The organism is Actinomadura sp. 3N508, from assembly GCF_044326375.1.
Lineage (GTDB): Bacteria > Actinomycetota > Actinomycetes > Streptosporangiales > Streptosporangiaceae > Spirillospora.
Map to the genome: position 1 here is coordinate 52321 of NZ_JBIRAX010000011.1, position 26980 is coordinate 79300.

General features: G+C 70.8%; 20 protein-coding genes and 1 tRNA gene. 12 read left to right on the forward strand and 9 right to left on the reverse strand.

Translation table 11 applies throughout. From position 1 onward, the window contains the following. The first annotated feature begins 221 nt into the window (after positions 1–221). Both ACH34S_RS32520 and ACH34S_RS32525 read left to right on the forward strand, forming a co-directional pair. Entirely contained in the window at positions 222–1346 is a 1125-nt protein-coding gene (locus tag ACH34S_RS32520; RefSeq protein ID WP_395956685.1) for a PLP-dependent cysteine synthase family protein, read from the forward strand. Further along, positions 1343–2629: an MFS transporter gene (locus ACH34S_RS32525; RefSeq protein WP_395956686.1), complete on the forward strand. Its 1287-nt coding sequence runs from the start codon at positions 1343–1345 to the stop codon at positions 2627–2629. Before ACH34S_RS32520 ends, ACH34S_RS32525 begins: the two co-directional genes overlap by 4 nt. Here ACH34S_RS32525 and ACH34S_RS32530 read toward each other — a convergent pair. The 5 genes from ACH34S_RS32530 to ACH34S_RS32550 all read right to left on the reverse strand — a co-directional run bounded on the left by ACH34S_RS32530 (position 2618) and on the right by ACH34S_RS32550 (position 8108). Continuing rightward, a complete protein-coding gene (locus ACH34S_RS32530; protein ID WP_395956687.1) occupies positions 2618–3031 on the reverse strand; it encodes a hypothetical protein in 414 nt (137 codons plus the stop codon). The genes ACH34S_RS32525 and ACH34S_RS32530 overlap by 12 nt on opposite strands. Positions 3032–3197: 166 nt before the next feature. Then, positions 3198–4235, reverse strand: coding sequence for a UvrD-helicase domain-containing protein (locus tag ACH34S_RS32535; protein WP_395956688.1), 1038 nt, complete (start codon positions 4233–4235; stop codon positions 3198–3200). After that, the gene (locus tag ACH34S_RS32540) at positions 4219–5826 is read right to left on the reverse strand and encodes an ATP-dependent nuclease (RefSeq protein ID WP_395956689.1); all 1608 of its coding nucleotides are present in this window, start codon (positions 5824–5826) and stop codon (positions 4219–4221) included. The genes ACH34S_RS32535 and ACH34S_RS32540 overlap by 17 nt, the downstream gene beginning before the upstream one ends. An 879-nt stretch (positions 5827–6705) precedes the next feature. Then, positions 6706–6781 (reverse strand) — tRNA-Lys (locus ACH34S_RS32545). A gap of 43 nt (positions 6782–6824) precedes the next feature. Continuing rightward, the gene (locus ACH34S_RS32550; RefSeq protein WP_395956690.1) at positions 6825–8108 is read right to left on the reverse strand and encodes a cytochrome P450; all 1284 of its coding nucleotides are present in this window, start codon (positions 8106–8108) and stop codon (positions 6825–6827) included. A 25-nt stretch (positions 8109–8133) separates the two neighbouring features. Between ACH34S_RS32550 and ACH34S_RS32555 the strand changes: the two genes are divergently transcribed. Continuing rightward, positions 8134–8532 carry a PaaI family thioesterase gene (locus tag ACH34S_RS32555; protein WP_395956691.1) on the forward strand — a complete coding sequence of 133 codons (399 nt, stop codon included), beginning with the start codon at positions 8134–8136 and terminating at the stop codon, positions 8530–8532. 1 nt (position 8533) lies between these two features. Then, on the forward strand, positions 8534–9217 hold the full coding sequence (locus ACH34S_RS32560; RefSeq protein ID WP_395956692.1) for a dienelactone hydrolase family protein: 684 nt from the start codon (positions 8534–8536) through the stop codon (positions 9215–9217). Here the strand turns inward: ACH34S_RS32560 and ACH34S_RS32565 are convergent. Further along, the gene (locus ACH34S_RS32565; protein WP_395956693.1) at positions 9183–11891 is read right to left on the reverse strand and encodes an AAA family ATPase; all 2709 of its coding nucleotides are present in this window, start codon (positions 11889–11891) and stop codon (positions 9183–9185) included. The two genes, ACH34S_RS32560 and ACH34S_RS32565, sit on opposite strands and share 35 nt — an antisense overlap. A gap of 108 nt (positions 11892–11999) precedes the next feature. Here ACH34S_RS32565 and ACH34S_RS32570 point away from each other — a divergent pair, with 108 nt between their 5' ends. The 4 genes from ACH34S_RS32570 to ACH34S_RS32585 all read left to right on the forward strand — a co-directional run bounded on the left by ACH34S_RS32570 (position 12000) and on the right by ACH34S_RS32585 (position 14843). After that, positions 12000–13073, forward strand: coding sequence for an alkene reductase (locus ACH34S_RS32570; RefSeq protein WP_395956694.1), 1074 nt, complete (start codon positions 12000–12002; stop codon positions 13071–13073). Positions 13074–13159: 86 nt separating this feature from the next. Continuing rightward, positions 13160–13801, forward strand: coding sequence for a hypothetical protein (locus ACH34S_RS32575; protein ID WP_395956695.1), 642 nt, complete (start codon positions 13160–13162; stop codon positions 13799–13801). 32 nt (positions 13802–13833) lie between these two features. Continuing rightward, a complete protein-coding gene (locus tag ACH34S_RS32580; protein WP_395956696.1) occupies positions 13834–14079 on the forward strand; it encodes a BON domain-containing protein in 246 nt (81 codons plus the stop codon). Next, positions 14076–14843 (forward strand): metallophosphoesterase, encoded by a 768-nt coding sequence (locus ACH34S_RS32585; RefSeq protein ID WP_395956697.1) that lies wholly within the window; start codon positions 14076–14078, stop codon positions 14841–14843. Before ACH34S_RS32580 ends, ACH34S_RS32585 begins: the two co-directional genes overlap by 4 nt. Positions 14844–14866: 23 nt before the next feature. On the opposite strand, the gene ACH34S_RS32590 is transcribed toward ACH34S_RS32585, so the two are convergent. Further along, entirely contained in the window at positions 14867–15922 is a 1056-nt protein-coding gene (locus tag ACH34S_RS32590) for a DNA topoisomerase IB (protein ID WP_395956698.1), read from the reverse strand. A gap of 165 nt (positions 15923–16087) precedes the next feature. Between ACH34S_RS32590 and ACH34S_RS32595 the strand changes: the two genes are divergently transcribed. The 4 genes from ACH34S_RS32595 (at position 16088) to ACH34S_RS32610 (ending at position 22728) form a co-directional block, all read left to right on the forward strand. Continuing rightward, complete coding sequence (locus ACH34S_RS32595; RefSeq protein WP_395956699.1) at positions 16088–16861, forward strand: SDR family NAD(P)-dependent oxidoreductase; 774 nt, start codon at positions 16088–16090, stop codon at positions 16859–16861. An 8-nt stretch (positions 16862–16869) separates the two neighbouring features. Beyond that, on the forward strand, positions 16870–17634 hold the full coding sequence (locus ACH34S_RS32600; protein ID WP_395956700.1) for a crotonase/enoyl-CoA hydratase family protein: 765 nt from the start codon (positions 16870–16872) through the stop codon (positions 17632–17634). Between the two features lie 193 nt (positions 17635–17827). Continuing rightward, positions 17828–20677, forward strand: coding sequence for an AAA family ATPase (locus ACH34S_RS32605; RefSeq protein ID WP_395956701.1), 2850 nt, complete (start codon positions 17828–17830; stop codon positions 20675–20677). A gap of 233 nt (positions 20678–20910) precedes the next feature. Then, on the forward strand, positions 20911–22728 hold the full coding sequence (locus ACH34S_RS32610; RefSeq protein WP_395956702.1) for a M4 family metallopeptidase: 1818 nt from the start codon (positions 20911–20913) through the stop codon (positions 22726–22728). A gap of 74 nt (positions 22729–22802) precedes the next feature. On the opposite strand, the gene ACH34S_RS32615 is transcribed toward ACH34S_RS32610, so the two are convergent. Both ACH34S_RS32615 and ACH34S_RS32620 read right to left on the reverse strand, forming a co-directional pair. Next, on the reverse strand, positions 22803–25082 hold the full coding sequence (locus ACH34S_RS32615; protein WP_395956703.1) for a hypothetical protein: 2280 nt from the start codon (positions 25080–25082) through the stop codon (positions 22803–22805). Beyond that, positions 25082–26881, reverse strand: a complete 1800-nt coding sequence (locus ACH34S_RS32620; RefSeq protein WP_395956704.1) for an HSP90 family protein — start codon at positions 26879–26881, stop codon at positions 25082–25084. Before ACH34S_RS32620 ends, ACH34S_RS32615 begins: the two co-directional genes overlap by 1 nt. Between the last annotated feature and the right edge of the window lie 99 nt (positions 26882–26980).

The window sequence follows — 26980 nt, forward strand, 5'->3', positions numbered from 1 at the left end:
GTCGGCGCCACTGAAGCTCTTCACGCCGTCGACACGGTCAGGCGGTGAACGAGGCCCACCGCCTCGATGGCACTCCTGTCGGCTCCACCTCGCAGTGTGCGTGACACGGACCTGAGAACCGCCACGGCCTTGCCGGCTGCGGCATGGCCGCGTTCCTGATCCGTCCTGCACAACACACGTTGTTCAGCCATGCGCTGTTCAGCCATGCCTTGGAGAGCCCGATGAAGGAGAGCATCGGCCTGCGCACACGCGGGCCCCTCGTCACCCAGCACGCACCGAGCCCCACGCCGGCACGCGGCATCTGCTGCTCGCCGCACGCCCTGGTGGGCGACACACCGGTGCTGTGGGTGCCGGAACTGGTCGGCGGCGACGGCGGGTTCTGGGCCAAGCTGGAAGGCCACAATCCCGGCGGGATCAAGGACCGCGCGGCCCAGTACATGGTCGCGAACGCCCGGCGCCGCGGGGAACTGGCGCCGGGGGCCCCGATCGTCGAGTCCACCAGCGGCACCCTGGGGCTGGGTCTGGCTCTGGCCGGCATCATCTACCGGCATCCGGTGGTGCTGGTCACCGACCCGGAAATCGAGCCGCTGATGTGCCGGCTCCTCCGTGCCTACGGCGCCCGGCTGGAGGTGGTTCACGAGCCGCATCCGTCCGGCGGCTGGCAGCAGGCGCGGCTGCGCCGCGTCACCGAAGTGCTGGCCACGCTCCCCGGCGCGCTCAACCTGGACCAGTACAACAACCCCGACAACGTCGCCGCCTACGAGGGACTCGCGCTGGAACTGGCCGCCCAGCTGGGCCGGGTCGACGTGCTGGTGTGCAGTGTCGGCACCGGTGGACACAGCGCCGGTGTCGCGCGCGTGCTGCGGGCGCTGTATCCGGAGATGCGGCTGGTCGGGGTCGACGCGACCGGCTCGACGATCTTCGGGCAGCCCGCCCGGCCGAGGCTGATGCGGGGCCTGGGCAGCAGCATCCATCCGCGCAACGTCGCCTACCAGGCGCTGGACGAGGTGCACTGGGTCGCTCCGGCCGAGGCGGTGTGGTCCTGCCGCCGCCTGGCCGCCGCGCAGTACGCCACCGGCGGCTGGAGCGTGGGCGCCGTCGCGCTGGTCGCATCCTGGCTGGCCCGGACCGGGCCGCGTGCCGCCCGCATCGCGGCCATCTTCCCGGACGGCCCGCAGCGCTACTTCGACACCGTCTACAACGACGCCTACTGCGCCGAACACGGCCTGCTGGACACCGTCCCGGCGCCCGCGCCCGACGAGATCGACCGTCCCGACCAGGCCGAGGTCACCCGCTGGACCCGATGCACGACCGTGATCGATCCCGTCAGGGAGGGTCGGCGATGAGGGCCACCCTCCACCAGGCGCGGTCGTTCGACCGGCCCGTCTGCCTGCTGCTGATCAACCAGCTCACCATCAACATCGGCTTCTACATGCTGATGCCCTACCTGGCCGGTCACCTCTCCCAAAATCTAGGGCTGGCGGCCTGGCTGGTGGGGCTCGTCCTGGGCGTGCGCAACCTCAGCCAGCAGGGGATGTTCCTGGTCGGCGGCAGCCTCGCCGACCGGCTCGGGTACAAGCCGATGATCCTGACCGGCCTCGTCCTGCGCACCGTGGGGTTCGCTCTGCTGGGGCTGGCCGGGTCGCTGCCGGTGCTCCTGCTCGCCTCCGCGCTGACCGGCCTGGCCGGCGCCTTGTTCAACCCGGCCGTCCGCGCCTACCTCGCGCTGGAGGCGGGCGAGCGGAAAACGGAGGCGTTCGCGGTCTTCAACGTCTTCTACCAGCTCGGCATCCTCATCGGGCCGCTGGTGGGCCTGCTGCTCGGCGGCATCGCCTTCCGGGTCACCTGCCTGACCGCTGCGGCGGTGTTCGCCGTCCTCACCCTCGCCCAGGCGCGAGCGCTGCCCGCACGGCGCGGCGCCCGCGCACAGGCCGGACAGACGCTGCTGAGCGACTGGGGCCGGGTGCTGCGCGACCGCGCCTTCCTGCTGTTCTCTCTGGCCATGATCGGCTCGTACGTGCTCAACTTCCAGATCTACCTCGGCCTGCCCATCCAGGTGCAGCAGGTCACCAGCGGCCGGCTCGGGATCACCCTGCTGTTCGCGGTGTCGGCCCTGCTGGCCATCGTGGGGCAGGTTCACATCACCGCCTGGGCCAAGTCCCGCTGGAGCCCCGGCCAGGCCATGACGCGCGGGCTGGCGCTGATGGGCGCCTCCTTCGTCCCGATGGCCGTCACCGCTACAGCCGCGCCACCGGCCACGTCCTGGCAGAGCGCCGCGCTGGCGCTCGCGCCCGTGCTGCTGACCACCGCGCTGCTGTCCCTGGCCACGATGATCGTCTACCCGTTCGAGATGGCCACCGTCGCCAGCCTCGGTGGCGAGAGCATGATCGGCACCTACTACGGCCTCTACAACAGCGTCACCGGAGTCGGCATCGCCGCCGGCAACCTGCTCACCGGCGCCGCCCTGGACCTCGGCCGCCGGATCGGCCTGCCGTCCCTGCCCTGGTGGACGCTCGCAGCCCTGGGTGCGGCTTGCGCCCTGGCCGTCCACGCCCTCAGCCGGACCGGACGGCTCAGCCCCGCCGAGCCGCCACGCCGACCGGAGAAGGCGATGACGTCAACGGGCTGAGGCTGGCCCGTCCCCGGAGGGCAGGCATCGCCGGGCCGAGCGGGCCAGAAGGAGGCCGAGCGCTACGGACAGCGCTGTGGCGAGGGAAACGGCAGGCGTGAGCAGCAGCCGCCAGGAGACGAGCGCGGTGATCGACATGATGGTGAGGACGGTGATGCCGTAGGCGGCCAGCACGGTCAGGACGAACCCACCCAACCGCGCACGCTCTCGTCCTGGACGAGAATGCCGCCTGCGACCCGTCGCGTAGCGGGCGTGCCAGACGCCCGCGATCGCGGCGAGGTTGATGACGGTGGCCGCGATGCCGAGCGCGCCGACGAGGCCTTGCCAGTCCGGGGCGAAGTGCGTCCAGGGCCTTGCCCAGTGAACGGAGCTCCAGAGCAGGAGCAGAACGGGCAGCGTCACCGAGGCGTGCAGCGCGATCGCGCGGCTTTGCGCGATGTCGAGTTCGTCCTGGAAGTCCGGTGAGATCCGAGCTGGTCATCGATTGCGGGTGCGCGGCAGTGCGGAGCTGGTCCCTCGTGCCGGGACATGCGGTGGACGCCGTCGAGCGCGTGGCGCTTAATTACTCTCAATCCATCACGAACGTCACGCTGTACTGTGCGCGTGTCACGGCGACATAGAACTTCGCGGGGTCTTTGATCTGGGCCAGATCGCGGGTGGCGAGGTACTTCTTCATCGGTGCTGTGGGGAAGATGAGGACCCGCTTGTAAGTCCGGCCTTTGGATTGGCCGATGTTAATCGCTTCGAGCCCGTGCGTGTTGGTCCTTATGTCCCATCGAAGCACGGCAGGATGCCACTGTTGCACATAAGAGTCGAGCTGGCTTCGCTTGATGTAAAAGATGCCATCATGGCCGGTGATGGCACCGTTCTTCGATTCGGTACGGGGCATGCCAGGATAGAGCGCATCGGCGAAGTCGCAGATCTCCTGATTGCAGCGATAACTCCCCGTCCGGTTCTCGATCGTGCACCGGTCGTGCATCTTGCCGAGCCAGTCGACCACGCCGCCGCGCTTGAACCTGTGGTTCTTCCTGGAGTCGTTCGTCGAATAGGTACCCTGGCGAGGGTCGCCGACCATGGTCACGCCGACGGCCGAGCTTAGGAGTAGATCGAGCAATTGCAGATCATAGCCGGCGAGGTCCTGCAGCTCGTCGACGTAGATGTGGTCGTAGATCGCTGCGAGCCGGTCGATGACCATGCCGCCCGACTTGTCATTCGCTTCGCAGACCAGGGCCGAGAGTTCGTCACGATAGACGTCATCGCGGGAGTTCAAATAATACCGTCGAGCGTTGATTTTTGGGACGTAGCGGTTGGCCTTCTTCTCGAAGTGAAGGCCGCGTATCACTCCCACCTCGCCGAACACAGTGTCCTGGTACGGCCTGGCGCACTCGTTGAGAAGAAACGTCAGCCAGCCTTTGGTGTCGATGTGCGCGGGGACAGTGCCTCGTCCGGCGCACAGGCGGGTCCGCAGTTCGTACAAGTTCTCATTGGTGTAGGTGGTGACCAGAGCGCTCTGATCTGGCCGCGACAGCGCCTGCTCGGCGATGTAGCCGGTCTTGCCCGACCCGGCCGCGGCTATGACCGCGCGGTTGTCATGCGACGGCGTCACGGATGTACTCCGGCATGACGACCGGCTGCTCAGTGCTGAAGATCGCCAGTGCGCACGTTGTCTTGTTTCTCTTCATGTACTTGGCCAGTTTTTCCTCGGTCGTGTGTCCGCTGCGGCCGAAAATCTCATTCATTCGGGCAAGGCCATTGGCCTTGACCAACTGAGGCTCCAGCGTCGGATATCCGGTGTCGTCGCCCACACAGATTCTGATGCGATCAGATGTGGTGTAGGACTCGTAGCGAGCGCGAACGGTTTCAGCGTCCTCGCCGTCATTGTCCGTCACGACAGTGACTTCCGTGTTCTCCAGCAGGACGGCGATATCGAGCCACCGCTTGAACGACAACCCACCCGTGTCGATGACGTCAACGCCATCCTCGATGGGCAACCGGCCATGCGCGTCCAGGTAGGCGCGCTGAACCACCAGTTCGTCGGAAGGGCCCTCGACGAGGATGGCCTTACGGGCTAGGACGAGGCGAAGCGTGTCGTAGCCAGACAATTTGCGGAAGAACTCTCGCGTGTCGACCGGCAGACTGTTGAAGTCGATCGGACTTTCACCGCCGAGGAGCACGAGCCGTTGCAGTCCGAGCTTGTTGAGGACGAAAGAGCTGTGCGTCGTGATGAATACCTGTTTGTCAACGCACCTGTCGCCGACCTTCCTGAGCAACTTGCCAAGGTTGGTGAAAGAGAGGTGGTTCTCGGGCTCCTCCACCAAGACGACATGCGACTCTTCGGCGTCCTTGTTGAGCGAAAGCAGGATCTTCAAGTTGCTCTGCTCGCCCTTGCCGACGTACTGGTACGGCAGATCATCGAGGTGGGGCACGATCCCGTTCTCCCAACGCGACTTCTGCGACACGTCGATACCCAACGTCAACTGTTTGTCGCTGACCTCGCTCGGAGCGCCACGGAGCTTCTCATTGATCGTCACAATGGATGGATCGTTGGAGAACTCCTCGCGAAGAGTCCGGTAGGCGCGGGCGAGCCGTATCCTCTCCTCGGGTTTCAGATGCGATTGAAGGATTCCGTCGAGGTAGTAGTCCACACCGCTCTGGAGATGAATGGTCGAGGCATCGATGAGCGAAGAGGTCGCCGGGATGCTCCTGGACGTGATGCGGTTCCCACCGAAATCCAGCCACTCGACCTCATAGTACTCGGTCGGCACCGTCCGGACGCTTTCCGGGTCTTGAACGAACTCCTCGTACTCCGGCAGATAGTCCCGGTTCAGCGATACGCGGACGCGCACACCCGGCGCGTCCTCTTTGAGGACGTTATTCCTCCCTCGCAACCTGTTGAGGTCGGTTTCGTCGCTCTTGGCGAAGAACAGATCAATGACGATCTCCGGCGGCGGGGCCTCCCCGCCGCTGCGCAGGGCGCTCAGGTAGGCGTTGACGGTTGCCTGGTTGAACAGGTATGGGGAAAGCGCCTGGGCCAGCGGCCGGCCGTGCAGCCGCCCGGTCATCGCAAGCCCGATGGCCTCAATAATGGTGCTCTTCCCAGTCGCGTTGTCGCCGACCAAGATGTTGACGTCGGTATTGAACGTCAGCCCGAAGTCCTGGAAGATCCGATAGTTCTTGATCGCAATCTGAGAAAGCATGCCCATCCCCGGGGAGGAACTGAATGATCGTTTCAGTTCGCGCTCGATGGGAGCTCGTCCACGTGCGACCATAGCCGTGATCGTTTGGCGGGGAGTACGACAAGTATCGCAGCAATGCCCCGCTTCACTCGCTCACAACCACGAAACCCCCCGAACGGACTAGTCAACACGCGATTAAGGCGCTGAGCGGGACCCGAAAGCGTTCTTTCGGCCGCCACGAGTAGCTTTCCTCTCCTGGCGGGCTATGGAGGGATGGCCCAGAAGACTCTCTGGCATGGCCACCGTCGAGGATCCGTATAGCCCGCGAAGCGCAGGTCGCCACGACGGCGCGGCAGAGCCATGGGCCCATCGACAACGATCCATCGGTGCTCGAACGGGAAGGGTTGACGACGCTGACCTCGGAGTCTTGGCTTCGAAGGACTGGGTGGTCGATCTAGTTTGGTGTGCGGACTGTCCTCGGCGACAGCCACACGGAGCCAGTTCGTCGCCTGCGCTCTGTGCGACCTGCACCCCGGAGACCCCGGTATCGGCAGGACGTTGCCGGGAACACTTAACTCGGGGATTGAGCCAGGACTGACCGCGGTCCCGCGTCGGGTGTTCAGGACATGGGCAACGTCCGACCCGCCAGCCTGCTGGCAGTCATGAAGCACGCCCCCGGCTCCTTCTCGGCGCTGATCCAGTGGATGTCTCTGTGAGAGCTGTCTGCACCTTTGCATGCCGCCCCACGTCGGATACCACTCTGCGCTGCACACGCCAGGCTGGGGCCAGAGCGGGCCCGGATCGAGCCGCCGAGCCAACATCGAGCCAACACGGGAACGAAGCGGGGCATAGGGGGCGGGAGGCGAACCGGGGCATTCTCGCGTTTGCCCTGGTCAGGGGTGGTGGGTCGCGTGGGACTCGAACCCACAACCTACGGATTAAAAGTCCGGAGCTCTGCCAATTGAGCTAGCGACCCGTCCCGCAAGCGTACCGAGATCGATGGGGGGTTTGCGACGGGGTTACGGGGCGGGGGTCAGGTGGACGGGGAGGTGCTTCAGTCCGTTCTGGAAGTTGGAGGCCAGGCGGACGGGGGTGCCGGTGCGGGTGATGCGGTGGGGGAGGAGCTCGCGGAAGACGGCGCGCATCTGGGTTCTGGCCAGGTGGGCGCCCAGGCAGAAGTGGGGGCCGAAGCCGAAGCTGACGTGGTCGTTCGGGGCGCGGGTGATGTCGAAGCGGTCGGGGTCGGGGAAGACGGTCTCGTCGCGGTTGGCTGAGGCGTGGTAGACGACGACCTTGTCGCCGGCCTGGATTTCCTGGTCGCCGAGGGTGGTGTTCTGCGTGGCGGTGCGGCGGAAGTCCATGACCGGGGGCCAGTAGCGGAGCATCTCCTCGATGGCGGACGGGAGGAGGGACGGGTCGGCGCGGAGGCGGGTCAGTTCGGACGGGTTGTCCAGGAGGGTCAGGAGGCCGCCGGGGATGCCGTTGCGGAGGGTCTCGTTCCCCGCTACGGCGAAGAGGAAGAACATGTTCTCGAACTCTTGGGTGGTGAGGCCACCCTCGAGCATGCGGGACATGATGTCGGCTGAGGGGCGGCGTCGTTTCTCGGCGGCCAGAGCGTGGGCGTAGGCGAACATGTCGGCCAGGGCCGTGTAGGAGCGCGGGTTGATGGGGCGGCCGTCGGGGTGGGTCAGGGTTGTGGGGCGGTACTGGAGGGCCTTGCGGGCCATGGGGGTCATCGAGGCGGGGTCGGAGGAGATGCCCGCGTACTCGTCGTCCTGGTAGCCGATGACGCGGGACGCCCAGTCGTAGAGGAGGCGGCGGTCGGCGTCGGGGACGCCCATGATGTGGGCGAGCGTCCAGACGGGGAGGTCCGCGGCGAGTTCGACGAAGTCGGTTTCCTCGTTGAGGGCTGAGGTTATGAGGGTCCGGGCCCTGGTGTTGATGGTCTCTTCCAGGGCGCGGACGGCGCGGGGGGTGAACGCGGCGGCGACGATGCGGCGGAGGCGGGAGTGGTCGGGCGGGTCCTGGTTGAGCATCATCGCGCGGACGAACGCGAGGTCTTCGGGCGTGTCGGGGTCGCGGATCTGGGTGGCGCCGAGGTTCGAGGAGAAGAGGTCCGGGGAGCGCAGGACGTGTTTGACGTCGGCGTGCCGGAAGACCGCCCAGTAGCCGGGACCCGCGGGCCAGGGGCCGACGGGTGGTTCGGAGATCCGGGTGACTGGGGAGTCGCTGCGCAGCTTCTTGAACGTGTCGTAGGGGACCCCGGACGCGTAGGTGGACGGCAGGAAGATCTCCTCGTGCATGCCCTCAGCGTGCATCATGTCGGGTGTGACGGTGAAGCCCGAAGAAATTCTGCGCGACAACTTCGCGCCCTGGGTCCTTGAGCTGGGGCTGGTGCCCGAGGAGGTGGGGGAGGACGGCGCCGTGCTGCGGCTGCCGTGGTCGGACAGGCTGGCGCGGGAAGGCGGTGCCCTGTCGGGGCAGGCGCTGATGGCGGCGGCCGACACGGCCGTGGTGATCGCGGTGTCGGCGGCGAAGGGCGGGTTCGTGCCGATGACGACGGTGCAGCTCAGCACGTCGTTCCAGCGGCCGGTGGTGGGGCAGGACGTGCTCGTCCATGCGCGGTTGACGAAGCTGGGGCGGACGCTGGCGTTCGCGGAGATCGACATGACCGCTGACTCCAGGGTGGTTGCGCACGCGACCGCCGTATACGCGATCATCGGGTGACATGACGCGAATTGAGAGGGTCGAGGTTCCGGACGGCGAGTTCGACCTGCATGTGTGGGGTCAGGACGGGCCCGGAATCTTGCTGGTCCAGGAGATCTTCGGGGTTGGCGAGTATCTGCAGGCGGTCGCCGAGGATCTGGTCGCTCTGGGCTATGTGGTCGGTGCGCCCGACATGTTCTGGCGGATCGAGCCGGGCTGGACGGTCGTCCACGACGAGGAGGCGCTCCCCAAGGGGATGTCGATGGTGTCCCAGTTCGACTGGGAGAAGGGCGTCGACGATGCGGCGGCGGCGCTGGCCGTCCTGAAGGGGCTGCCCGGTGTGGGCAAGGTGGGGGGCCTCGGGTTCTGCTTCGGCGGGACGCTCGCGTACCTGCTGGCCGCCAGGTCGGACATCGATTCCCTGGTGTCGTTCTACGGGTCGGGCGTGCCCGATGCGCTGGATCAGCTTGGCAACATAGGGGCACCTGCCCAGTTCCACTTCGGTGGCGACGACGCGTACATCCCGAGGGAGGACGTCGCCAAGGTGGAGCGGGCCGTTCAGGGACGGGATCGCATGGAAATCCACGTCCAGGAGGATGGCGGGCACGCGTTCCACAACCGGAAGGCGCCGATGTTCTACCAGCCGGAGCCTGCGGAGCGGGCGTGGCGGCTCACCGAGGAATTCCTTGCCCGGACGCTGTCGTGACGTCTGCGAGGCGTGACAGTTCCTTGCGGGACGAGATGCCGAGCTTCGGATAGGCCTTGTAGAGGTGGTATTCGACCGTCCGCGGGCTGAGGAAGAGCTGTGCGGCTATCTCACGGCTGCTCGTCCCGGAGGCTGCGAGCCTGACCACCTGTAGCTCTTGTGGGGTGAGGCGGTCGAGAACGTCGGGGGCGGTGGGGGCGGACGTCCCCGATTCGCCGGTGGCGCGGAGTTCGGCGCGCGCGCGTTCCAGCCATGGTGTGGCGCGTAGGCGCTCGAAGATTTCCATGGCCGAGCGGAGAGGGACGCGGGCGTCGGAGCGGCGGCGGGCCCGTCGCAGCCACTCGCCGTAGAGAAGTTCTGTGCGGGCCCGCTCGAACGGCCGCGTCGACTGTTCGTGTAGGCGGACGGCTCGTTCGTACGGTTCTTCGCTGTCGTCCAGTAGGGCTTCGCAGTGGAGCGCTACTGCGAGGGCCCAGGGCTGCCCTCCTGCCTCGGCCCAGGCGCGGAACCGTGCGAAGGCGGGGCGCGCCAGGTCGGGCTGCCCGGACCGCACGGCCGCCTCGACCTGGTCGGCCGCGGACAGCAGGCTGCCCGTGCTGTACCGGCGGGGGCCGTTGGCGATCTCGTCCAGGCGGCGGAGGGCGTCGTCGTAGCGGCCGAGCCCGAGGTCGAGGAGGGCGAGCGCGTTGTCGGCGAGGCTGCCGTGCGGTGCCGGGGCCTTGGCGACCAGCGAACGGAGCCGGGGCTCGTCGCCCTCGATCGCCGCGATCCGGGACAGGACCGCGCTGAGGCAGTCCTCCCGGTGGGGGCGGCCGGTGTCGCGGGCCAGCGCGATCGCCTCGGCGACGGTGGCCTCCGCGTCCGCGTGCAGCCCGGCGGCGATCTGCGCCTGGGCCAGCGACTGCAGGACGTTCGGCAGCGCGCCGATGAGGCCGTGCCGGCGGCAGTGCGCGACCTCGGCGGCGGCCAGCTCCAGGGCGGCCTCGTCCGCGCCGATGTCCAGCGCGAGCTGCGCGCCCAGCACGCGGTCGCCGCGGGCGTTCTCGCTGCTCTCGCGGGGAGTGGGCAGCATGCCGCCGCCCGCCGGGCCACGAGTCTCGGCGACCAGTTCCGCCAGCAGCGGGACGCCTGCCGCGTGGTCGCCGCCCGCCAGTGCGGCGAGGCCCTGGAGCGCACGGTCGCCGGGGAGCAGTTCCGCGGCGCGCAGGACGGCGGGCAGCTCGCCGGACATCCATCCGTAGACCGCGCCGGTCCGGAGCATCGCGGCGTGCTCGTCGGGCGCGGCGTCGGCGGCGTGGTCGACCAGCATGCGCGCGGCGGCGCGCGGCTCGCCGCGCTCGTACTCGACCATGGCGTGGACGCGGGCGAGCCGTGCCCGTTCGGCCGGGTCCTGGGTGAGCTTCTCCGCCTGGACGGCCAGGTCGTCGGCCTCGTCGAGCCGTCCCGCCTGGAGGGTCAGGGACGCGGCCGCGCCGAGCCGCGTCGCGCGGACCTCCGGGCCGGGGGTCAGGTCGGCCGCCTGCCGGTACAGCGCCGCCGCGGTCGCGTAGCCCATCCGGCAGCGGGCGCGTTCCGCCGCGTCCCGGAGCTCGGCGGCGACGTCCTCGTCGGGCCCCAGGGCGGCGGCCGCGCGGTGCCGGGCGCGGCAGTCCGGGTCGTCGGCCGAGTCGGCGAGCGCCTGGTGGACGGCGATGCGCCGCGCCGCGGCCGCCCCGTGGTACGACGCCGCCCTGATCAGCGGATGGCGGAACGCGATGGTGCGCCCGGTGACCTCCACCAGCCGGGCGCGTTCGGCCGCCTCCAGGTCGGCGAGGCTCACGCCGAGGGAGCCGGCCGCGCGGAGCTGGCTCGGCATGTGCCCGCGCCCCTCCGCCGCCGCGATCAGCAGCATCAGCCGGGTGCCCTCGGGGAGGCGGCCGATCTGGTCGCGGAACGAGCCGAGCACCCGGTCGGCGACCGGCAGCGGATCAGGGCCCTCCGGACGGAAGACGCCGCTCGCGCCCAGCTCTTGCAGGGCGAGCGGGTTGCCCGCCGCTTCCCGGACGATCCGGGCGCGGACGGCGGGCGCCAGATCACGGGACGCGACGAGCCGTTCGGCGTCGTGGCGGTGCAGCCGTTCGAGGCGCAGCTCGGGCAGGCCCGTGCCGGTGAACGTGTCGTCCCGCGCGGCGAACAGCATCACGACGCCCTCGGCCGCGAGCCGCCGCGCCGCGAACAGCAGCACCTCGGCGGTCGCCCTGTCGAGCCATTGCGCGTCGTCCACGACGCACACGAGCGGGTCGCCGTCGTCGGAGAGGTCGGCGAGCAGGGTCAGGACGGCGAGGCCGGTCGTGAACGGGTCCCGGTTCGACGTGGCGCGGGAGCCCTCGTCGAGCGGTTCGAGGGCGGCACGGAGCGCGGCTGCCTGCGGGGGCGGGAGGCCGTCCAGCCGGTCCCGGACGGGCCACAGCAGCTGGGTGAGGCCCGCGAACGCGATCCCTGACTCGGCCTCGATCCCCGTCACCCGCAGGACGCGCCCGCCCGGCTCAAGCGGCGCGGCGATCTCGCCGAGCAGCGCCGACTTGCCGATGCCCGCCTCGCCGCGCAGCACGAGCGCGCCGCTGCGGCGATGGTCGCGCGCCTCCGAGAGCAGCGAGGTGAGCCGCGCCTGTTCGTCCTTCCGCCCGTAGAGCACGCCTCCAAACTACGGGGCCAACTACCGAAACCGTACGGATTCGCCCCGTAGCCGGCGGCTCCTACGTTCTTGATCAGCGATAACGCGCCCAAGGACTAGGAGAACGTCATGCAAGAGCTGTTCGAGCCGCTGTCGGCAGGAAAGCTGGAACTGCCCAACCGTCTGGTGATGGCGCCGATGACCCGCAGCCGGGCCGTCGAGGACGGCAAGGTGACCGAGTTGACCGCCGAGTACTACCGGCAGCGCGCCACCGCCGGGTTGATCATCACGGAGGCGGTGCAGCCCAGCGTGAAGGGCCAGGGGTACATCTGGACGCCCGGCCTGCACACCGCCGACCAGGTGGCGGCGTGGCAGCCGGTGACCGACGCCGTGCACGCCGAAGGTGGACGGATCTTCGCGCAGCTGATGCACGCCGGACGTGTCGGCCATCCCGTCCTGTACGCGGACGGCGGGCTGCCGCACGGGCCGTCCCCGATCGCGTCCGGCGAGCGGCTCTTCACCCCGGACGGGATGCTCGACCACCCCGTGCCCCGCGAGATGACCGTGGACGACATCGCCCAGGCCGTGGCCGACTTCGCCATCGCGGCACGCAACGCGATCGACGCCGGGTTCGACGGCATCGAGATCCACGGCGCGAACGGCTACCTGATCCAGCAGTTCCTCGGCGACGGCAGCAACACCCGCACCGACGCCTACGGCGGGCCGCCCGAGAACCGCATCAGGTTCGGCGTCGAGGTCGCCCGCGCGGTCTCCGACGCGATCGGGCCCGACCGGGTCGGGTTCCGCGTGTCGCCTGGCGGCAACGCCAACGGCGTCACCGAGAGCGACGTCCCCGAGCTGTATTCGGCGCTGGTCGCGGCGCTCGCCCCGCTCGGGCTCGCCTACCTGCACATCATGGAGGCCGGCGACCGCGCCACGACCCGGCGCGTCCGCGCCGAATGGCCCGGCACGCTGATCCTCAACCCGCACCCGACCCCCGAGTCCTTCCCGTCCAGGCCCGAGTACGGTGTCGAGGCCCTGCGGGACGGCGTCGCGGACGCGGTCGCGTTCGGCGAGATATGGCTGGCCAACCCCGACCTGCCCGCCCGCATCCGCGCGGGCGGCCCCTACAACGAGGCGAACCCGGCGACCTTCTACGGCGGCGACCACCGCGGGTACACCGACTACCCGGCACTCGACTGAACGCGGCCGCCGATCGAACCGATCGAGGGCATGACCCGCGCGTCCCCGGGTACCGCCAACCGGAACGGCTGTCGACCAGGGGACGCGTGGGGGCTGTGCAGACGGAACCCGAGCTCAGGGGCCGCGGGTCCGGCAACCCGGGCCCTGGCCCCGGCTCGGGCCCGGGTTCGGACCGCGCGGCGGACGGCCTGCTGCTCAGCCTGAAGCGCGCGGCCGCCGCCCTCCGCGACGCCGGCATCGGATACGCGCTCGCCGGCGGGTTCGCCGCCTACGCCCGCGGCGCCGCCGTCTCGACGCACGACGTCGACTTCGTCGTCCGGGAACGGGACGTCAAGGCGGCGCTGGACGCCCTCGCCGCGGCGGGCATGACGCATCTGGAGAGCCCGGAGAACTGGCTGGAGAAGGCGTGCGACGGCGAGCATCTGGTCGACCTGATCCACACGCCGTCCGGCCGTCCGGTGGACGGGAACCTGCTCGGCCGGGCCGAGGTGATGCCGGTCGGGGCGGTGCGGATGCCGGTGCTGCCCGCGACCGACCTGGTGGTCATGCGGCTGCTGGCGTTCGCCGAGACCGCCTGCGACTTCAGCGGGTTCCTGCACGTGAGCCGGGCGCTGCGGGAGCAGGTCGACTGGCGGCTGGTCGCCGACGAGACCGCGGAGTCCCCGTACGCCTACGCCTTCCTGACGCTCCTCGCCCGGCTCGGCGTCATCGGAGAGGACGTCCTGTGACGGCGCATCCCAGCACGGAAAGGCGACGAGACATGGCGGAGCGGCCGGAGTACCTGTCCGCGCACATCCAGGAGAAGGTCGCGGCGGAGGCGCATGAGCTGGGCATCCGCGTGGACGTCCGCGGCGACGTCGTGCATCTGCGCGGCGAGGTGGTGAGCGAGGAGCGGAGCCGGGACGTCGAGCGGACCGCCCGGGACGCCGCCGAGGGCCGCGAGATCCGCAACGAGCTGCACGTCGTCGCGGTCGCGGAGCCGGACCACGAGGAGCGGCTCTCATGATCCGCGTGGCCGGGGCGGGGGACCTGCACGTCGGGCCCGAGACGGCGGGGGCGTACCGGGAGCACCTGTCCGGGCTCGCCGACCACGCGGACGTGTTCCTCGTCGCCGGTGACCTGACCCGGCACGGGACGGTCGAGGAGGGCCGCGTCGCGGCGGGCGAGCTGCGCGACGTGGGGGTCCCGGTGGTCGCCGTCCTCGGCAACCACGACTACCACTCCGATGCCGAGACCGAGATCACCGGCGTGCTGCGCGAGGCGGGCGTGACCGTCCTGGAGGGCGACGGTACGGTCCTGGACTGCGGCGGGACGAGCCTCGGCATCGCCGGCGGCAAGGGCTTCGGCGGCGGGTTCGAGGGCAGGTGCGCCAGCGATTTCGGTGAGCCGGAGATGAAGGCGTTCGTCGGGCACACGAAGGACTTCGCCGGACGGCTCCGCACCGCCCTCCTGGACCTGGACGCCGACGTCGTGGTCAGCCTGACGCACTACGCGCCCGCCGCGGACACCCTCGAAGGGGAGCCGCCGGAGATCTATCCGTTCCTCGGCAGCTACCTGCTGGGGGAGGCGATCGACGCGGCGGGCGCGGACCTCGCGGTCCACGGGCACGCGCACAAGGGCACCGAGAAGGGCCTCACATCCGGCGGGGTGCGGGTGCGGAACGTGGCACTGCCGGTGATCCAGCACGCCTACGCCCTTTACAGCCTGGACGCGCCGGACGCCGAAGACCGGCGCCGCGTCCGGAGGCGGGAACGCGTCTCCGCGTGGTAGCGCCGCGCGGCAGCGCCCGATGCTCAGTCCACGGAGCGGAGCAGGTCCAGGACGGCCTGCTCGACCGGGCCCTGCGTCGCCAGTTCGCCCTCCGACGTCTCCGTGCCGAGCGTGCCGAGGGCGGACGCGATCGTGCGGCCCTCCTCGTACAGGTCGATGATCCGCGGGTCGATGTAGGAGGCCCGCGCCACGACGGGGGTGTTGCCGAGGTAGGCGGCGACCTCCTTGACGACGCGGACGACGGCGCGCTTCCGGGCGGCGTCGCCGCCGCCCGCGCCCGCGCCTTCGCCACCGCCCGCGCCCTCGCCTGCGCGCACAGACACGGCGAGGCCGACGGCGGCGAGGACGGTGGCGTGCCAGGTGCGGAAGTCCTTGGCGGTGAAGTCGCCGCCGGTGACCTCCCGGACGAAGTCGTTGATGTCGGTGGTCGTGACGTCGTGCCAGCCGTCCCGCGTCCGGTAGGCGAGCAGTTCGGGGGAGTCGTCGCGGCGGCGCTTGAGGCCGCTGACGACCTTGCACACGTCCTCCTCCGCGACGGACTGGTACCGCTCCTTCGCCCCCTTCGCCGGATACTCGAAGGCGACCTCGCCGCGCCGGCACGTGACGTGCTGGCGCAGGACGGTGGCCAGCCCGAACGTGCCGTTCTCCGCCGCGTACGCCTCCCCGCCGATCCGGAAGAACCCGAGGTCGATGAGGCGGACGGCGGCGGCGAGAACCCGTTCGCGGGAGTATCCGCGGCCGGAGAGATGCCCGGCGAGCGTGGCACGCACCTTGGGGAGCCGGTCGGCGAGTTCCAGGACGTGGTCGTGCTTCTCTTGGTCGCGTTGTTCCCGCCATGCCTCGTGGTAGATGTACTGACGCCGTCCGGCCGCGTCGGTGCCGATCGCTTGGATGTGGCCGTCTGCGTCAGGGCAGATCCAGACGTCTTTCCATGCAGGCGGTATGACCAGAGCCTTGATTCGTTCCTTCTCGGACGGGTCGTCCAAGGGACGGCCGTCGAGCCCGAGATACTCGAAGCCCTTGCCGCGCGTTCGCCGTCTGTAGCCGGGCTCGCCGGGGTCGCTGCGCTGCAACTCCATCCGCGCGCCTCCATCAGCCGGGGGGCGGGCGCCAGTTCGCTCGCTGGGGAGCGGGCGCCGGTCCGCTCACGCAGGAGCGGGTGCCCGGGGCGGTGGAAAGCAAACGCGCCCGGCTGGGTACCATCATCCCGAACCACATTCGGTCCGACACGTGAGGTGCTGCTTATGGACCTGAACGGAGTTTCCGCCGTCGTATCCGGTGGCGCGAGCGGCCTCGGTGAGGCCACCGTCCGCGCGCTGGCCGCCGAGGGCGCCAAGGTGGTCGTCGCCGACCTGAACGAGGACCGGGGCAAGGCGATCGCCGACGAGGTCGGCGGCGTCTTCGTCAAGACGGACGTGTCCAGCGAGGAGCAGGTGCAGGCCGCCGTCCAGGCCGCGGTCGACACCGGCGCGCCGCTGCGCGTGATCGTCAACAGCGCCGGCATCGGCTGGGCGTCCCGGACGGTGAACCGCGACGGCAGCCCGCACGACCTCGGCCAGTACGAGACCGTCATCCGGGTCAACCTGATCGGCACCTTCAACCTAATGCGGATCGGCGCCGCCGCCATCGCCAAGACCGAGCCCGCCGACGCGGACGGCGCCCGCGGCGTGGTCATCAACACCGCGTCGGTCGCCGGGATCGAGGGCCAGACCGGGCAGGTCGCCTACTCGGCGTCCAAGGGCGGCATCATCGGGATGACGCTGCCCGCCGCCCGCGACCTCGCCGCGATCGGCGTCCGGGTCAACACGATCTGCCCCGGCATCATCGACACCCCGATCTACGGGCAGGGCGAGGCGGCGGAGGAGTTCAAGGCCAAGCTGGCGGCGCCGGTCCCGTTCCCGAAGCGGATGGGCCGGGCGTCGGAGTTCGCGCACCTCGTCAAGTCGCTCATCGAGAACGACTACATGAACGGCGAGACCATCCGCTTTGACGGCGGCATCCGCTTCCAGCCCAAGTGAGGTCTTGAATGTCCGATGCTGTTCTGACCGAAGAGGACGGCGGCGTCCTGGTCATCACCATCAACCGCCCGGAGGCGCGCAACGCGCTGAACGGCGCGGCGGGGCACGGGATCGCGGCCGCCGTGGACGAGCTCGACGCCCGCAAGGACCTCTCCGTCGGCATCCTGACCGGCGCGGGCGGCACGTTCTGCTCCGGCATGGACCTCAAGGCGTTCCTCGCCGGCGAGACCCCGGTCGTGGAGGGACGCGGGATGGCCGGCATCACCGAGCGCGCGCCGGCCAAGCCGCTGATCGCCGCGATCGAGGGCTACGCGCTGGCGGGCGGCTGCGAGCTGGCGCTGGCCTGCGACATGATCGTCTCGGCCCGGGACGCGCAGTTCGGGCTGCCCGAGCCGAAGCGCGGGCTGGTCGCGGCGGGCGGCGGGCTGCTGCGGCTGCCGCAGCGCATCCCCTTCCACATCGCCATGGAGATCGCCCTGACCGGCGACAAGTATCCGGCGGAGCGGATGGCGGAGCTCGGTCTCGTCAACCGGGTCACCGAGCCGGGCGGCGCGCTCGCCGGGGCGAAGGAGCTGGCCCGGCGGATCGCCGAGAACGCGCCGCTGGCGCTCATGGCGACGAAGAAGGTGGTCCTCCAGTCCGGCGACTGGACGTCCGAGGAGATGTGGCAGAAGCAGCAGGACATCACGCTGCCCGTCTTCATGTCCAAGGACGCCCAGGAGGGCCCGACCGCCTTCGCCGAGAAGCGCAAGCCGAACTGGACGGGCGAATAGCGTCCATCCCCGCGCGTGACGCCCGGAACCCGACCGGTTCCGGGCGTCTTCGCGTCCCCGCAACCCGGTCGTTTGTGGCCGCCCCCGCACGGTGGTTATTGTCGAGGCGGCGTCCGAATCCTCCGGAAGGGAGTGAGTCATGGACGTCGGTGCCGCGCCGTCGGCAGCTCGGAAGGGTGCACCTCCTTCGCTGGTGGGGCGCTCGGCACTGCTCGCCTCGATCGAGGCCCGGCTCGCCGCGAACGGTAGCGTCGTGCTGACCGGACCCAGCGGCATCGGCAAGACGGCGCTGCTCGAAGCCGTCGGCGATGCGGCGGCAGCGCGCGGTGAACTGGTCCTGCGGGTCGCCGGGACCGAGACCGAGCGATGGGTGCCCTGTTCAGGGCTGGCCGAGCTGCTCGACCAGCTTCCCGACACCCTCACCGCCGACCTTCCCCGGGAGCGGCTGACGGGCCTCCCCGCACCGCATCCGGCGATGCCGACGACGGCGGCCGCGGCGAAGGCGGCAGGCGAGCGGGCCCTCGGCCGGTCGTTCGCGGACCGGTCCGGCATGGACCACGTCGCCTGCCGGCTGTCGTTCCGCGGGCTGCTCGCGAGGTGCGCGGGGGACCGTCCCGTGCTGCTGCTCGTGGACGACGCCCAGTGGGTGGACGCGGAGTCCGTCCACGCCGTCCGGTACGCGGTCAGCCGCCTCGGGTCCCGTGGCGTGCGCGCCGTCGTCGCCGGGCCGTGGCCGGACGGTCTCGCCGCAGGTGACGGAGGCAGCACGCCCTGGGCTCCCGCCCCCGACGCGCTGCACCTGCCCGTCCCGCCGCTCGGGCCGGACGAGCTGGCCGAGATGTTCGACAGCTACGGGCTTCCCGTCCGGGTCGTGAACACGCTGCATTCCGACTCCGGCGGCAACCCCTACCTCGCGCTCGCGCTCGGCGGCGCGTTCACCGATCGCATCCCGCGGCACTGGCGGCCCGCGCCGCTGCCGCAGCGCGTCCAGGCCGTGATCGCCGAGCGGCTGGCACGGCTCCCGGCGCAGGCGCACGAGACGCTGCTGATGGCCGCGCTGGCGATCCGCCCGACCACCGACCTGCTCTGCCGCGCCGGGCGCGCCGAGGCCGCGCGGGACATCCGCCGCGCCGCCGTGCTGGGTCTGCTGATCACCGAGGGCGGCGGCATCCGGTTCACGCCGCCCGCGGTCGGCACCGTCCTCGCCGAGGCCGCCGACGCGCAGCACCTGGCGCGGGTGCACCGGGCGCTCGCCGCCGTCGTGCCGGACGCCGCCGGACGCGCCCGCCACCGCGCCCTCGCCGACCCCGGCCCGAACGCCGAGCTCGCGCACTCGCTCGTCACGGCGGCGGAGCAGGCCGTCCGCCAGGGGTCGCACCGGATGGCCGCCGAGCTGTACCGGCTCGCCGCCGACCGGTCACCCGCCGACCCGGCCGCCGAACGGCTGGAGTGGCTGGTCGCGGCGGCGGAGACCGGCGCGAACGGCGGGCTGCCCGACCTGGTGCACCGGGCCGCCGAGGCCGTCCTCGCGTCCGACGCGACCCATGCCCAGCGGGTGCGGGTCAGGCTCGCGCTGCTCGACCTGTCCGGGCAGGGGCTCGCCGAGATGGGCGAGGTGTTCGCCGCCGCGCTCGTCGACGCGGACGGCGACCCGGCGCTGCTCGGCCCGCTGCGGGTGCGGATGGCGCTGGGCGCCCTGCTGAACGGCGCGCCCGACCTCGCCGAGCAGGAGGCCGACGGCGCGATCGCGCACGCGCGGGAGGCGGGCGACACGGCGACGGAGGCCAAGGCGCTGGCGCTGCGCGCGAACATCTCGCTGATCGAGGGCCGGGACGACTACGTCCGCGACCTGGAACTCGCCGGACGCCTGCCCGAGCCGCCGCTGGACGGCCAGATGCACACCACGCCCCGCTACATCGCCGCCTACTGCGCCATCGCCGAGGACCGGCTGCCCGAAGCGCGCGCGGAACTGCTGCGGATGCTCGCGCTGGTGGAGCGCGGCTCCGGCGAGGAGGTCGTGCACGTCCTGCGCAACCTGTCCGAGGTCGCCGCCCGGACGGGCCGGTGCCGGGAGGCCCTGGACTTCGCCGACCGCGCCATGCGCATCGCCGAGCAGGCCGCGCTCAGCCCCGGCCCGGCCTGGTATCCGGGCGCGCTCGCGGAGCTGGCGGGCGGCAGCATCCACCGCGCCGTCGCGCTGGCCGAGCGGGGGCTGCGCGCGTCCGAGCAGGAGAACGACGTCATCTTCCAGAGCCGCCTGCTGCACGTGCTGGGCGTCGCCCGCATGCGCCTCGGCGACGTCCGCGCGGGCGTCGACACGCTGTGGCGCATCGAGGCGCTCGGCTCGGCCCCGGACGGGCGCGGGCGCGCCATGCGCTGCCCGATGGTCCTGCGCTGGCACGGCGACCTCGCCCAGGGGCTGGTGGCGCTCGGCGAGGTCGACCGCGCCGAGGAGGTGGTCCGCACGGCCCGCGCCGCGATCGGCGACCGGGCCCGCGGCGCCGCCGTCACCGGCCTCCTCGACCGCGCGGAAGCGTGCGTCCTCGCCGCCCGCGGCGAACCGGAGGAAGCCCTCGCCCTCCTGCGCCAGGCCGCGACCCTCTTCGAGCAGCTCGGCCAGCCTCTCGAAGTGGGCCACTGCCTGCTCGAACAGGCCAGGATCGAACGCCGCAGACGCCGTGCCGGGCCGGCCCGGAAGGCGGCGGCCGACGCCCTGGAGATCTTCCTGCGCTGCGGCGCGCGGCCGTGGGCCGAGCAGGCACGGCACCGCCTCGCCCGCCTGGACATGGGCTTGCAGGACGGCCCCGCCCCCTTCGGCGCCGTCGCCCAGGTGACCCTGACGGAGGGCGAGCAGCGGATCGCGGTGCTCGTCGGCCAGGGCGCCACCAACCAGCAGGTCGCGAACCGGCTGTTCCTCAGCGTGAAGACCGTCGAGGCGTCCCTCACCCGCATCTACCGGAAGCTCGGCATCCGCTCCCGGGCCCAGCTCGGTTCCCTCCTGGGCGGCGCGCCTCCGGAAAAAGGCGTCACCCTGCACCCTTAGCAGGCTCTTTGTCCACCCTGGGCGGTGTAGGGATTTCCCTTGCACCGGCTCCCGAATCTCCCTATGGACGTGTCCCGGCGCGAACTTAGCGGTGACATGCACACAAATGCATGCGATCGTTCCGGCGTCAACCATTTCTCCGGCTCCGGAGCTCCGGCGGGCGCCACGGGCGCCTGATGGAGCGAGCCCCCCTTCGGCCGTCTCCAGTACGGCCGGCAGACAAGGAGCACCGCGTGAGATCCACACCCCCGAGGCGTGCCCGCAGGCGCGTCACGACGAGCACCGCGCTGATCGGCGTCGCCGCCATCGCGGTGCTCGGCATGCAGGCGGTACCCGCCACCGCCCAGTCCCCCGCCAAGCCCCCCGCCAAGGGCGACCCCGGCCAGCTGCCCGCCAAGGTCAGCCCCACCGAGTACAAGGCGCTCGTCGGCAAGGCCAAGGCGCAGCAGGACGAGACCGCGTCCGCGCTGAACGTCGGCGACAAGGTCGAGCTGAAGGCGAAGAGCGTCCTGAAGAACCAGGACGGCACCACCCACACCCGCTACACCCAGACCTACGACGGGCTGCCCGTCATCGGCGGCGACATCATCGTCCACCGCGCCCCGTCCGGCGCCATCACGCGCGTCACCCAGTCGGCGTCGAAGCCGATGAAGGTGAACACCGCGCCGGCGACGCTGGTGTCGACCAAGCCGAACACGCCGAAGGCGGCGGGCAGCGTCGCGCCGCGCAAGGTCGTCTGGATGGACGAGGCCGGCGACACCGTCCTCGCCTGGGAGACCGTCGTCGGCGGGACGCAGAAGGACGGCACCCCCAACCGCCTGCACGTCCTCACCGACGCCACCACCGGCAAGAAGATCATCGAGTGGCAGGGCGTCCAGACCGGCACCGGCCGCAGCATGTACTCGGGCACCGTCGAGCTGGGCACGTCCCAGTCGGGCGGCTCCTACACCATGCGCGACACCGGCCGCGGCAACCACGAGACGACCGACCTCCGCGGCGCCCAGTCGGGCAAGGGCACCCTGTTCACCGACACCGACGACCAGTGGGGCAACGGCGCCGCCAGCGACCGCCAGACCGCCGGTGTCGACGCCGCCTACGGCGCGGGCCAGACCTGGGACTACTACAAGACCGTCTTCGGCCGCGCGGGCATCCGCGGCGACGGCGTCGGCGCGTACTCGCGCGTCCACTATGGCCAGTCGTACGTGAACGCCTTCTGGGAAGACGGCTGCTTCTGCATGACGTACGGCGACGGCCAGGGCAACAGCAGCCCGCTGACCGAGCTGGACGTGGCCGGGCACGAGATGACCCACGGCGTCACGTCGAACACGGCCGGGCTGATCTACCAGGGCGAGTCCGGCGGGCTGAACGAGGCCACGTCCGACATCCTGGCCACCGCCATGGAGTTCTGGTCGAACAACCCCGCCGACGTCGGCGACTACCACATCGGCGAGAAGATCGACATCTTCGGCACCGGCGCCCCGCTGCGCTACATGGCGCAGCCCAGCAAGGACGGCAACTCGCTGGACAACTGGAAGCCCGGCGCCGGGAACGTGGACGTCCACTACTCCTCGGGCATCGCGAACCACTTCTTCTACCTGCTGTCCGAGGGCAGCGGGCAGAAGGTCATCAACGGCGTCACCTACAACTCGCCGACCTACGACAGCAAGCCGGTCACGGGCATCGGCCGGGACAAGGCCGCGGCGATCTGGTACAAGGCGCTCACCGAGGAGATGCGCCCGACGACCAACTTCGCCGACGCCCGCCGCGCGACCCTCGCGGCCGCCGCCGCCCTGTACGGCGGCGAGAACAGCACCGAGTGGAAGACGACCGCCAACGCGTGGGCCGCCGTCAACGTCGGCGCCCGCGTGGACGACAACGACCCGCCGGACGACAACGAGCCCCCCGGCGACACCACCTGGGCCGACGGCAAGACCTACAACGCCGGTGACGTGGTGACCTACGAGGGCGTGCAGTACCGCTGCCTGCAGTCGCACACGTCCATGCCCGGCTGGACGCCGCCGAACGTCCCGGCCCTGTGGGAGGCGATCTGACGGTAACGATGTAGGGGATTCCCTTTCCGGGGGCCGCGGTGCTCGTGTTCTGCCCACGAGCACCGCGGCTTTTCCTATACCGCCGCGTCTATCGCTGCGTCGGCGAGCGCGTTCATGCGGCGGACGTGGAAATCGGTGCCGGTGAGCTCCTGCCATCGCGTGGCGAAGAGGGTCAGCTGGGTGCGGTAGCCGTCTTCGAGCTTGCGGTAGCTCCAGCCGTCCTCGGCCGGGCAGCAGGAGTGCTGCGGCCACGTCCAGGTCTCGTCGAGGCCGCGGTCGGCGATCAGGCGGCAGGCCAGCACGTTCGCCGCGCATGTGCGGAGCATGTCGAAGGTGAACTCGGTGTCGTCGTAGTTGACGTGGAGCAGGTCCAGGGTGCGGAGGACGATCTCCTTGGCGCGGACGAGGTCGCCGGTCCGGACACAGAACTCCAGGTGGGCGGCGACCTGGTGGGGGTCCTCCGCGCTCGCGAAGGTGCGCTCATGGATCTCGCGCGCCTTGCCGTCCTCGCCCGCCCGCAGGTACGGGACGATCAGGCGCTCCTCCCCGTCCCTGCCGGACAGCTCCGGCCCCATCGTCGCGAGCACCTCCTCGTCGAGACCGAGATCCAGCCACCAGCTCGTCCGGCGCAGGACGTTCGGCCAGGCGGCGTACTCCTCGCGGGCCGGCAGCGCCTCGAACGCCGCCCAGGCCGCGCGGGCCGCGTCCACGTCGCCGCACCGGACCTCCAGCTCGACCGCGAACCAGCGCAGATGGTGCAGGTCATCGGCGTCCGGACGGCAGTGCCGCCCGAGCATGCCGATCAGCTCGCGGATCTGCGCGGCCTGGACGGTCGCGCGGGTGAGCACGCGGTCCAGGACGACGGGCGCCGCCGTCCACAGCCGGTCGACGCGTTCGGCGCCGAGCAGGGCCGGGTCCGCGTCGTGCAGGCGGACGAGGGCCGTGAGCGCGGCGAACAGGTCGGGCCGCATTGCCGCGGGCTTGTAGGCGAGCAGCTCGTCCAGGTGGTCGAAGCGGATGTCGAGCAGCGCGTCCTGCTCACCGGTCGCGAACGCGTTCTGCATGAGCCGCTGCAGATGGACGACCCGGTCCCACCGTTGCTCCAGCTTGCGGGTACGGGCGAGTTCGTCCCGGAGTTCGTCCGTCGTGGCCGCCGCCAGATGGGGCGAGAGCCGCGGCCTGCGCCGGTGGGCGGGTTCGCTCACGGCGGCCGGGAGGTCGAGCCGCCGGACGATCGGCTCGGCGTGCAACCGCCTCATGATCGTTTCGCTGCTGAACGTCGTGCCGTCCATCTCGTCGAGATCCAGCGCGAAGTTCAGCGCGCCCCAGCGGCGTTCGGCGCCCAGTTCGGCGTAGGTGCGGATGGGGGCGGCCGTGCAGTCGCAGCCGTCGTCGTCGCAGGACCAGGCCCACTCCTCGTCGAGGCCCAGGTCGGTGGCCCGGCGGCACAGCAGCGCCACCGCGGCCGCCGTCCACATGGACTCGATGGTGGTGACCGTGCCGCTCAGCCGTCCGAGGTTGCGGCGCAGGACGTCGAGGCCGCGCTCCTCGTTGCCGGTCAGGGCGCAGAACTCCAGGTGGGCGGCGAGGTCCTCCAGCTTCATGCCGGTCCGCGCGTATGTGCTCTGATGTGCCGCGACGGCCTCGTCCGTCCGGCCGGTGCGCAGGTACGGCATGAGCAGGCCGTCCACGTACACGTGGCCCTCGCGCCCCGGGATCTGGCCGGTCAGCACGGGCGTGAGCGACTCGATGGCGCGGTCGGGCCGGCCGAGGCGTTCCCACATCGTCGCGCCCACCTCGGCAACGCCGTCAGGCAGGACGTGCCCGAGCGGCGTCTCCGCGAGGTAGAACTCCTGCCAGAGCCGCTCCACCTCGGCCGTGTTCCCCCGGCGCGCCTCGATCTCCATGCGGTAGCGGCCGAGGACGGTGAAGACCATCGGCCGGGACGGAAGGCACTGGCGCTCCAGCTCGTCGATCAGCCGGTGGACGCGATCGGCGGGCTCCGGATAGATGCGGATGAACGCGTCGAGGATGTTGAAGAACTGGTTCCACATCGCGGTGACGTTGCCCTCGGAGAGACCGCCCGGATCGGCCCGCCACATCGTGAGGCACGCGCGGAGGAGACCGAGCCATTCGGAGAAGATCTCCCGCGAGTCCTTCTTCCACGTCTTGCCGCGCAGCGACCAGCCGTACGCGAGCCGGGCCTCGAAGAGCAGAGGCGTGTCGCCGAGCACCTCGGCGTCCCCGAGGATCGCCTGCATCGTCCGCCAGTAGGTCTCCTTGCCGACGCCGCCGTTGTCGTCGGGATCGAGCTTGTACGCGGCGTCGAGCCTGCGGCGCAGTTCGTCCCGCATCAGAGGTCCGGCTCCTGGTGGATCGCGTGCTCAACGAGGCCGAGGAAGGCGCGGTTGACGCCCGCCGCGTCGCCGGGCCGCACCGCCCGCTGCCCCGCGAGCAGCGCGTACCCGTACAGCGCCTCGACCGAGAGCCGGACGAGCCGCGCGTTGGCCGTGCTGGTCAGGCGCGCGATCAGCGGGTTGCGGTGGTTGAGGACGAGGACCGGCCCGGACCGCCCGGCCTCCTCCCGCTCCTCGCCGCCGCCGTCGGCGAACTCCGCCCAGACGTCCCCCGCCTCCTCCAGCACGGCCCGCAGGTCGGCGGCACGCCGCGCCTCCCGCCCCTCCAGATAGAGGACGGGCAGTTCCGCAGGCGAGAACGTCCGCAGCACCGGCTCGCACCCGTGCGCCGCGACGGCCTCCCGCGCGATGCCGAGGAACTCGCGCGCCGCGAACTCGGCGGCGGGATCGAGCGGATCGAACCGGGTCGCCAGCTCCGCCTGGTCGAGCCGCCGCACCTCCAGATCGGGGTCGAGCAGGCGCAGCCGCTGCAGGATCTCCGCGTGGTAGGTGTAGCCGCCGTTGACCAGCGCGAGGCCCTGCGCGGCGGCGATCCCCGCGAGCTGCGCGAACTCGTCGGACGCGGCCGTGAAGTGAATGGTGCGGTGCCGGTGGCGGAACTCGTGGAGCGTGATCCGGCCCTCGCTGGTCTCGAACTCGATCCACTCGTCCACGATCCGGAGCATCGCGACGTCGTGCAGCGCGAGCGCCATCACGCCCCGGTAGTGGACGGCGAGGAACGCCCGGAGCCGGTCGGGCTCGGTCGTCGCGAGCCGCACCAGCCAGGCGCGGAGCTGCTCGCCGAGCGCGGTCCTGGTCTCGTCGAGGAGGTCGTCGTCGTACAGCTGCTCGCGGCTCGCCGTCGGCCGCAGCTCGTCCGCGTTGATCACGCAGCGGACGAAGAACGCCCAGGCGGGCAGCAGTTTCTCCACCCGCTCGCCCATGAGCATCCGCTTGAGATAGACCTTGTGCGCCTCCGGCTCACCAGGATGCGACTCATACGGCAGCACGAACGCCACACCATCAAGACCTGCCTCCGGGACGGCAAGGTCGATCACGTCGAACGGCCGCCTCCCGAGAAGCTTTGCGCCGTGCCGCAGCAGCACGTCCCGCCGCTCCTCCGGATCGGGGTACCGGGCCCGCCACGGCAGGTCGGTGGCCGTGACCCGTTCCGCACCCACCCGCACCTCGTACGGAAGCAGCGAACCGAAGTGCCGCGCCAGCTCCGTCACGGTGGACGTGCCGAGCCAGTGCTCGAAGTCCCTCCGGGCGCGCAGCGTGACGGTGGTGCCCTGCTCCTCACGCGGGGGACCGTCCGACACCGTGTAGTGCCCGTCGGAGTGCCCGTGCCAGTAGACGGTCGCCGCGTCGCCCGGCCCGCGCGTCACGACCTCGATCTCGTCGGCGACGAGGAAGCAGGACAGCAGCCCGATCCCGAACTGCCCGAGGAAGTCGTGCCGGGCGAGCCCGAGCGCGTCGCGCTTGGACGATCCGCCGATCGTGGCGAGCAGCTCGTGCACCTGCGGCTCGGTCAGCCCGATGCCGGAGTCATGGATGCGCAGCGTCCCGTCCCCGGTCGCCTCGCATGGCTCGATCCAGATAGGTCCGGGCGGGGTCGCGTCCGCCTGGACGCGGGCCGTGGTCGCGTCGACGGCGTTCTGCAGCAGTTCACGCACGTACACGCGCGGGCTGCTGTAGAGGTGACGGCTCAGGAGATCGACGATCCCCCGCAGGTCGACGTTGAAGCTGTGGCGCATTCGAGCAACCGTAACCGACCCTGATCAACCGGGCGGACGACCGCGAAAACGCCTAACGGTGGTCGTTCTCCTTCAACTCGACGACCCAGGCCCGGCGCT

Bases quoted from the DNA above. Each gene is read 5' to 3' on its own strand.
- ACH34S_RS32525 (WP_395956686.1), top strand. From the start codon at position 1,343: ATGAGGGCCACCCTCCACCAGGCGCGGTCGTTCGACCGGCCCGTCTGC.
- ACH34S_RS32600 (WP_395956700.1), top strand. From the start codon at position 16,870: ATGTCCGATGCTGTTCTGACCGAAGAGGACGGCGGCGTCCTGGTCATC.
- ACH34S_RS32585 (WP_395956697.1), top strand. From the start codon at position 14,076: ATGATCCGCGTGGCCGGGGCGGGGGACCTGCACGTCGGGCCCGAGACG.
- ACH34S_RS32540 (WP_395956689.1), bottom strand. From the start codon at position 5,826: ATGCTTTCTCAGATTGCGATCAAGAACTATCGGATCTTCCAGGACTTC.
- ACH34S_RS32590 (WP_395956698.1), bottom strand. From the start codon at position 15,922: ATGGAGTTGCAGCGCAGCGACCCCGGCGAGCCCGGCTACAGACGGCGA.
- ACH34S_RS32595 (WP_395956699.1), top strand. From the start codon at position 16,088: ATGGACCTGAACGGAGTTTCCGCCGTCGTATCCGGTGGCGCGAGCGGC.
- ACH34S_RS32570 (WP_395956694.1), top strand. From the start codon at position 12,000: ATGCAAGAGCTGTTCGAGCCGCTGTCGGCAGGAAAGCTGGAACTGCCC.
- ACH34S_RS32580 (WP_395956696.1), top strand. From the start codon at position 13,834: ATGGCGGAGCGGCCGGAGTACCTGTCCGCGCACATCCAGGAGAAGGTC.
- ACH34S_RS32560 (WP_395956692.1), top strand. From the start codon at position 8,534: ATGACGCGAATTGAGAGGGTCGAGGTTCCGGACGGCGAGTTCGACCTG.
- ACH34S_RS32550 (WP_395956690.1), bottom strand. From the start codon at position 8,108: ATGCACGAGGAGATCTTCCTGCCGTCCACCTACGCGTCCGGGGTCCCC.
- ACH34S_RS32620 (WP_395956704.1), bottom strand. From the start codon at position 26,881: ATGCGCCACAGCTTCAACGTCGACCTGCGGGGGATCGTCGATCTCCTG.
- ACH34S_RS32520 (WP_395956685.1), top strand. From the start codon at position 222: ATGAAGGAGAGCATCGGCCTGCGCACACGCGGGCCCCTCGTCACCCAG.
- ACH34S_RS32615 (WP_395956703.1), bottom strand. From the start codon at position 25,082: ATGCGGGACGAACTGCGCCGCAGGCTCGACGCCGCGTACAAGCTCGAT.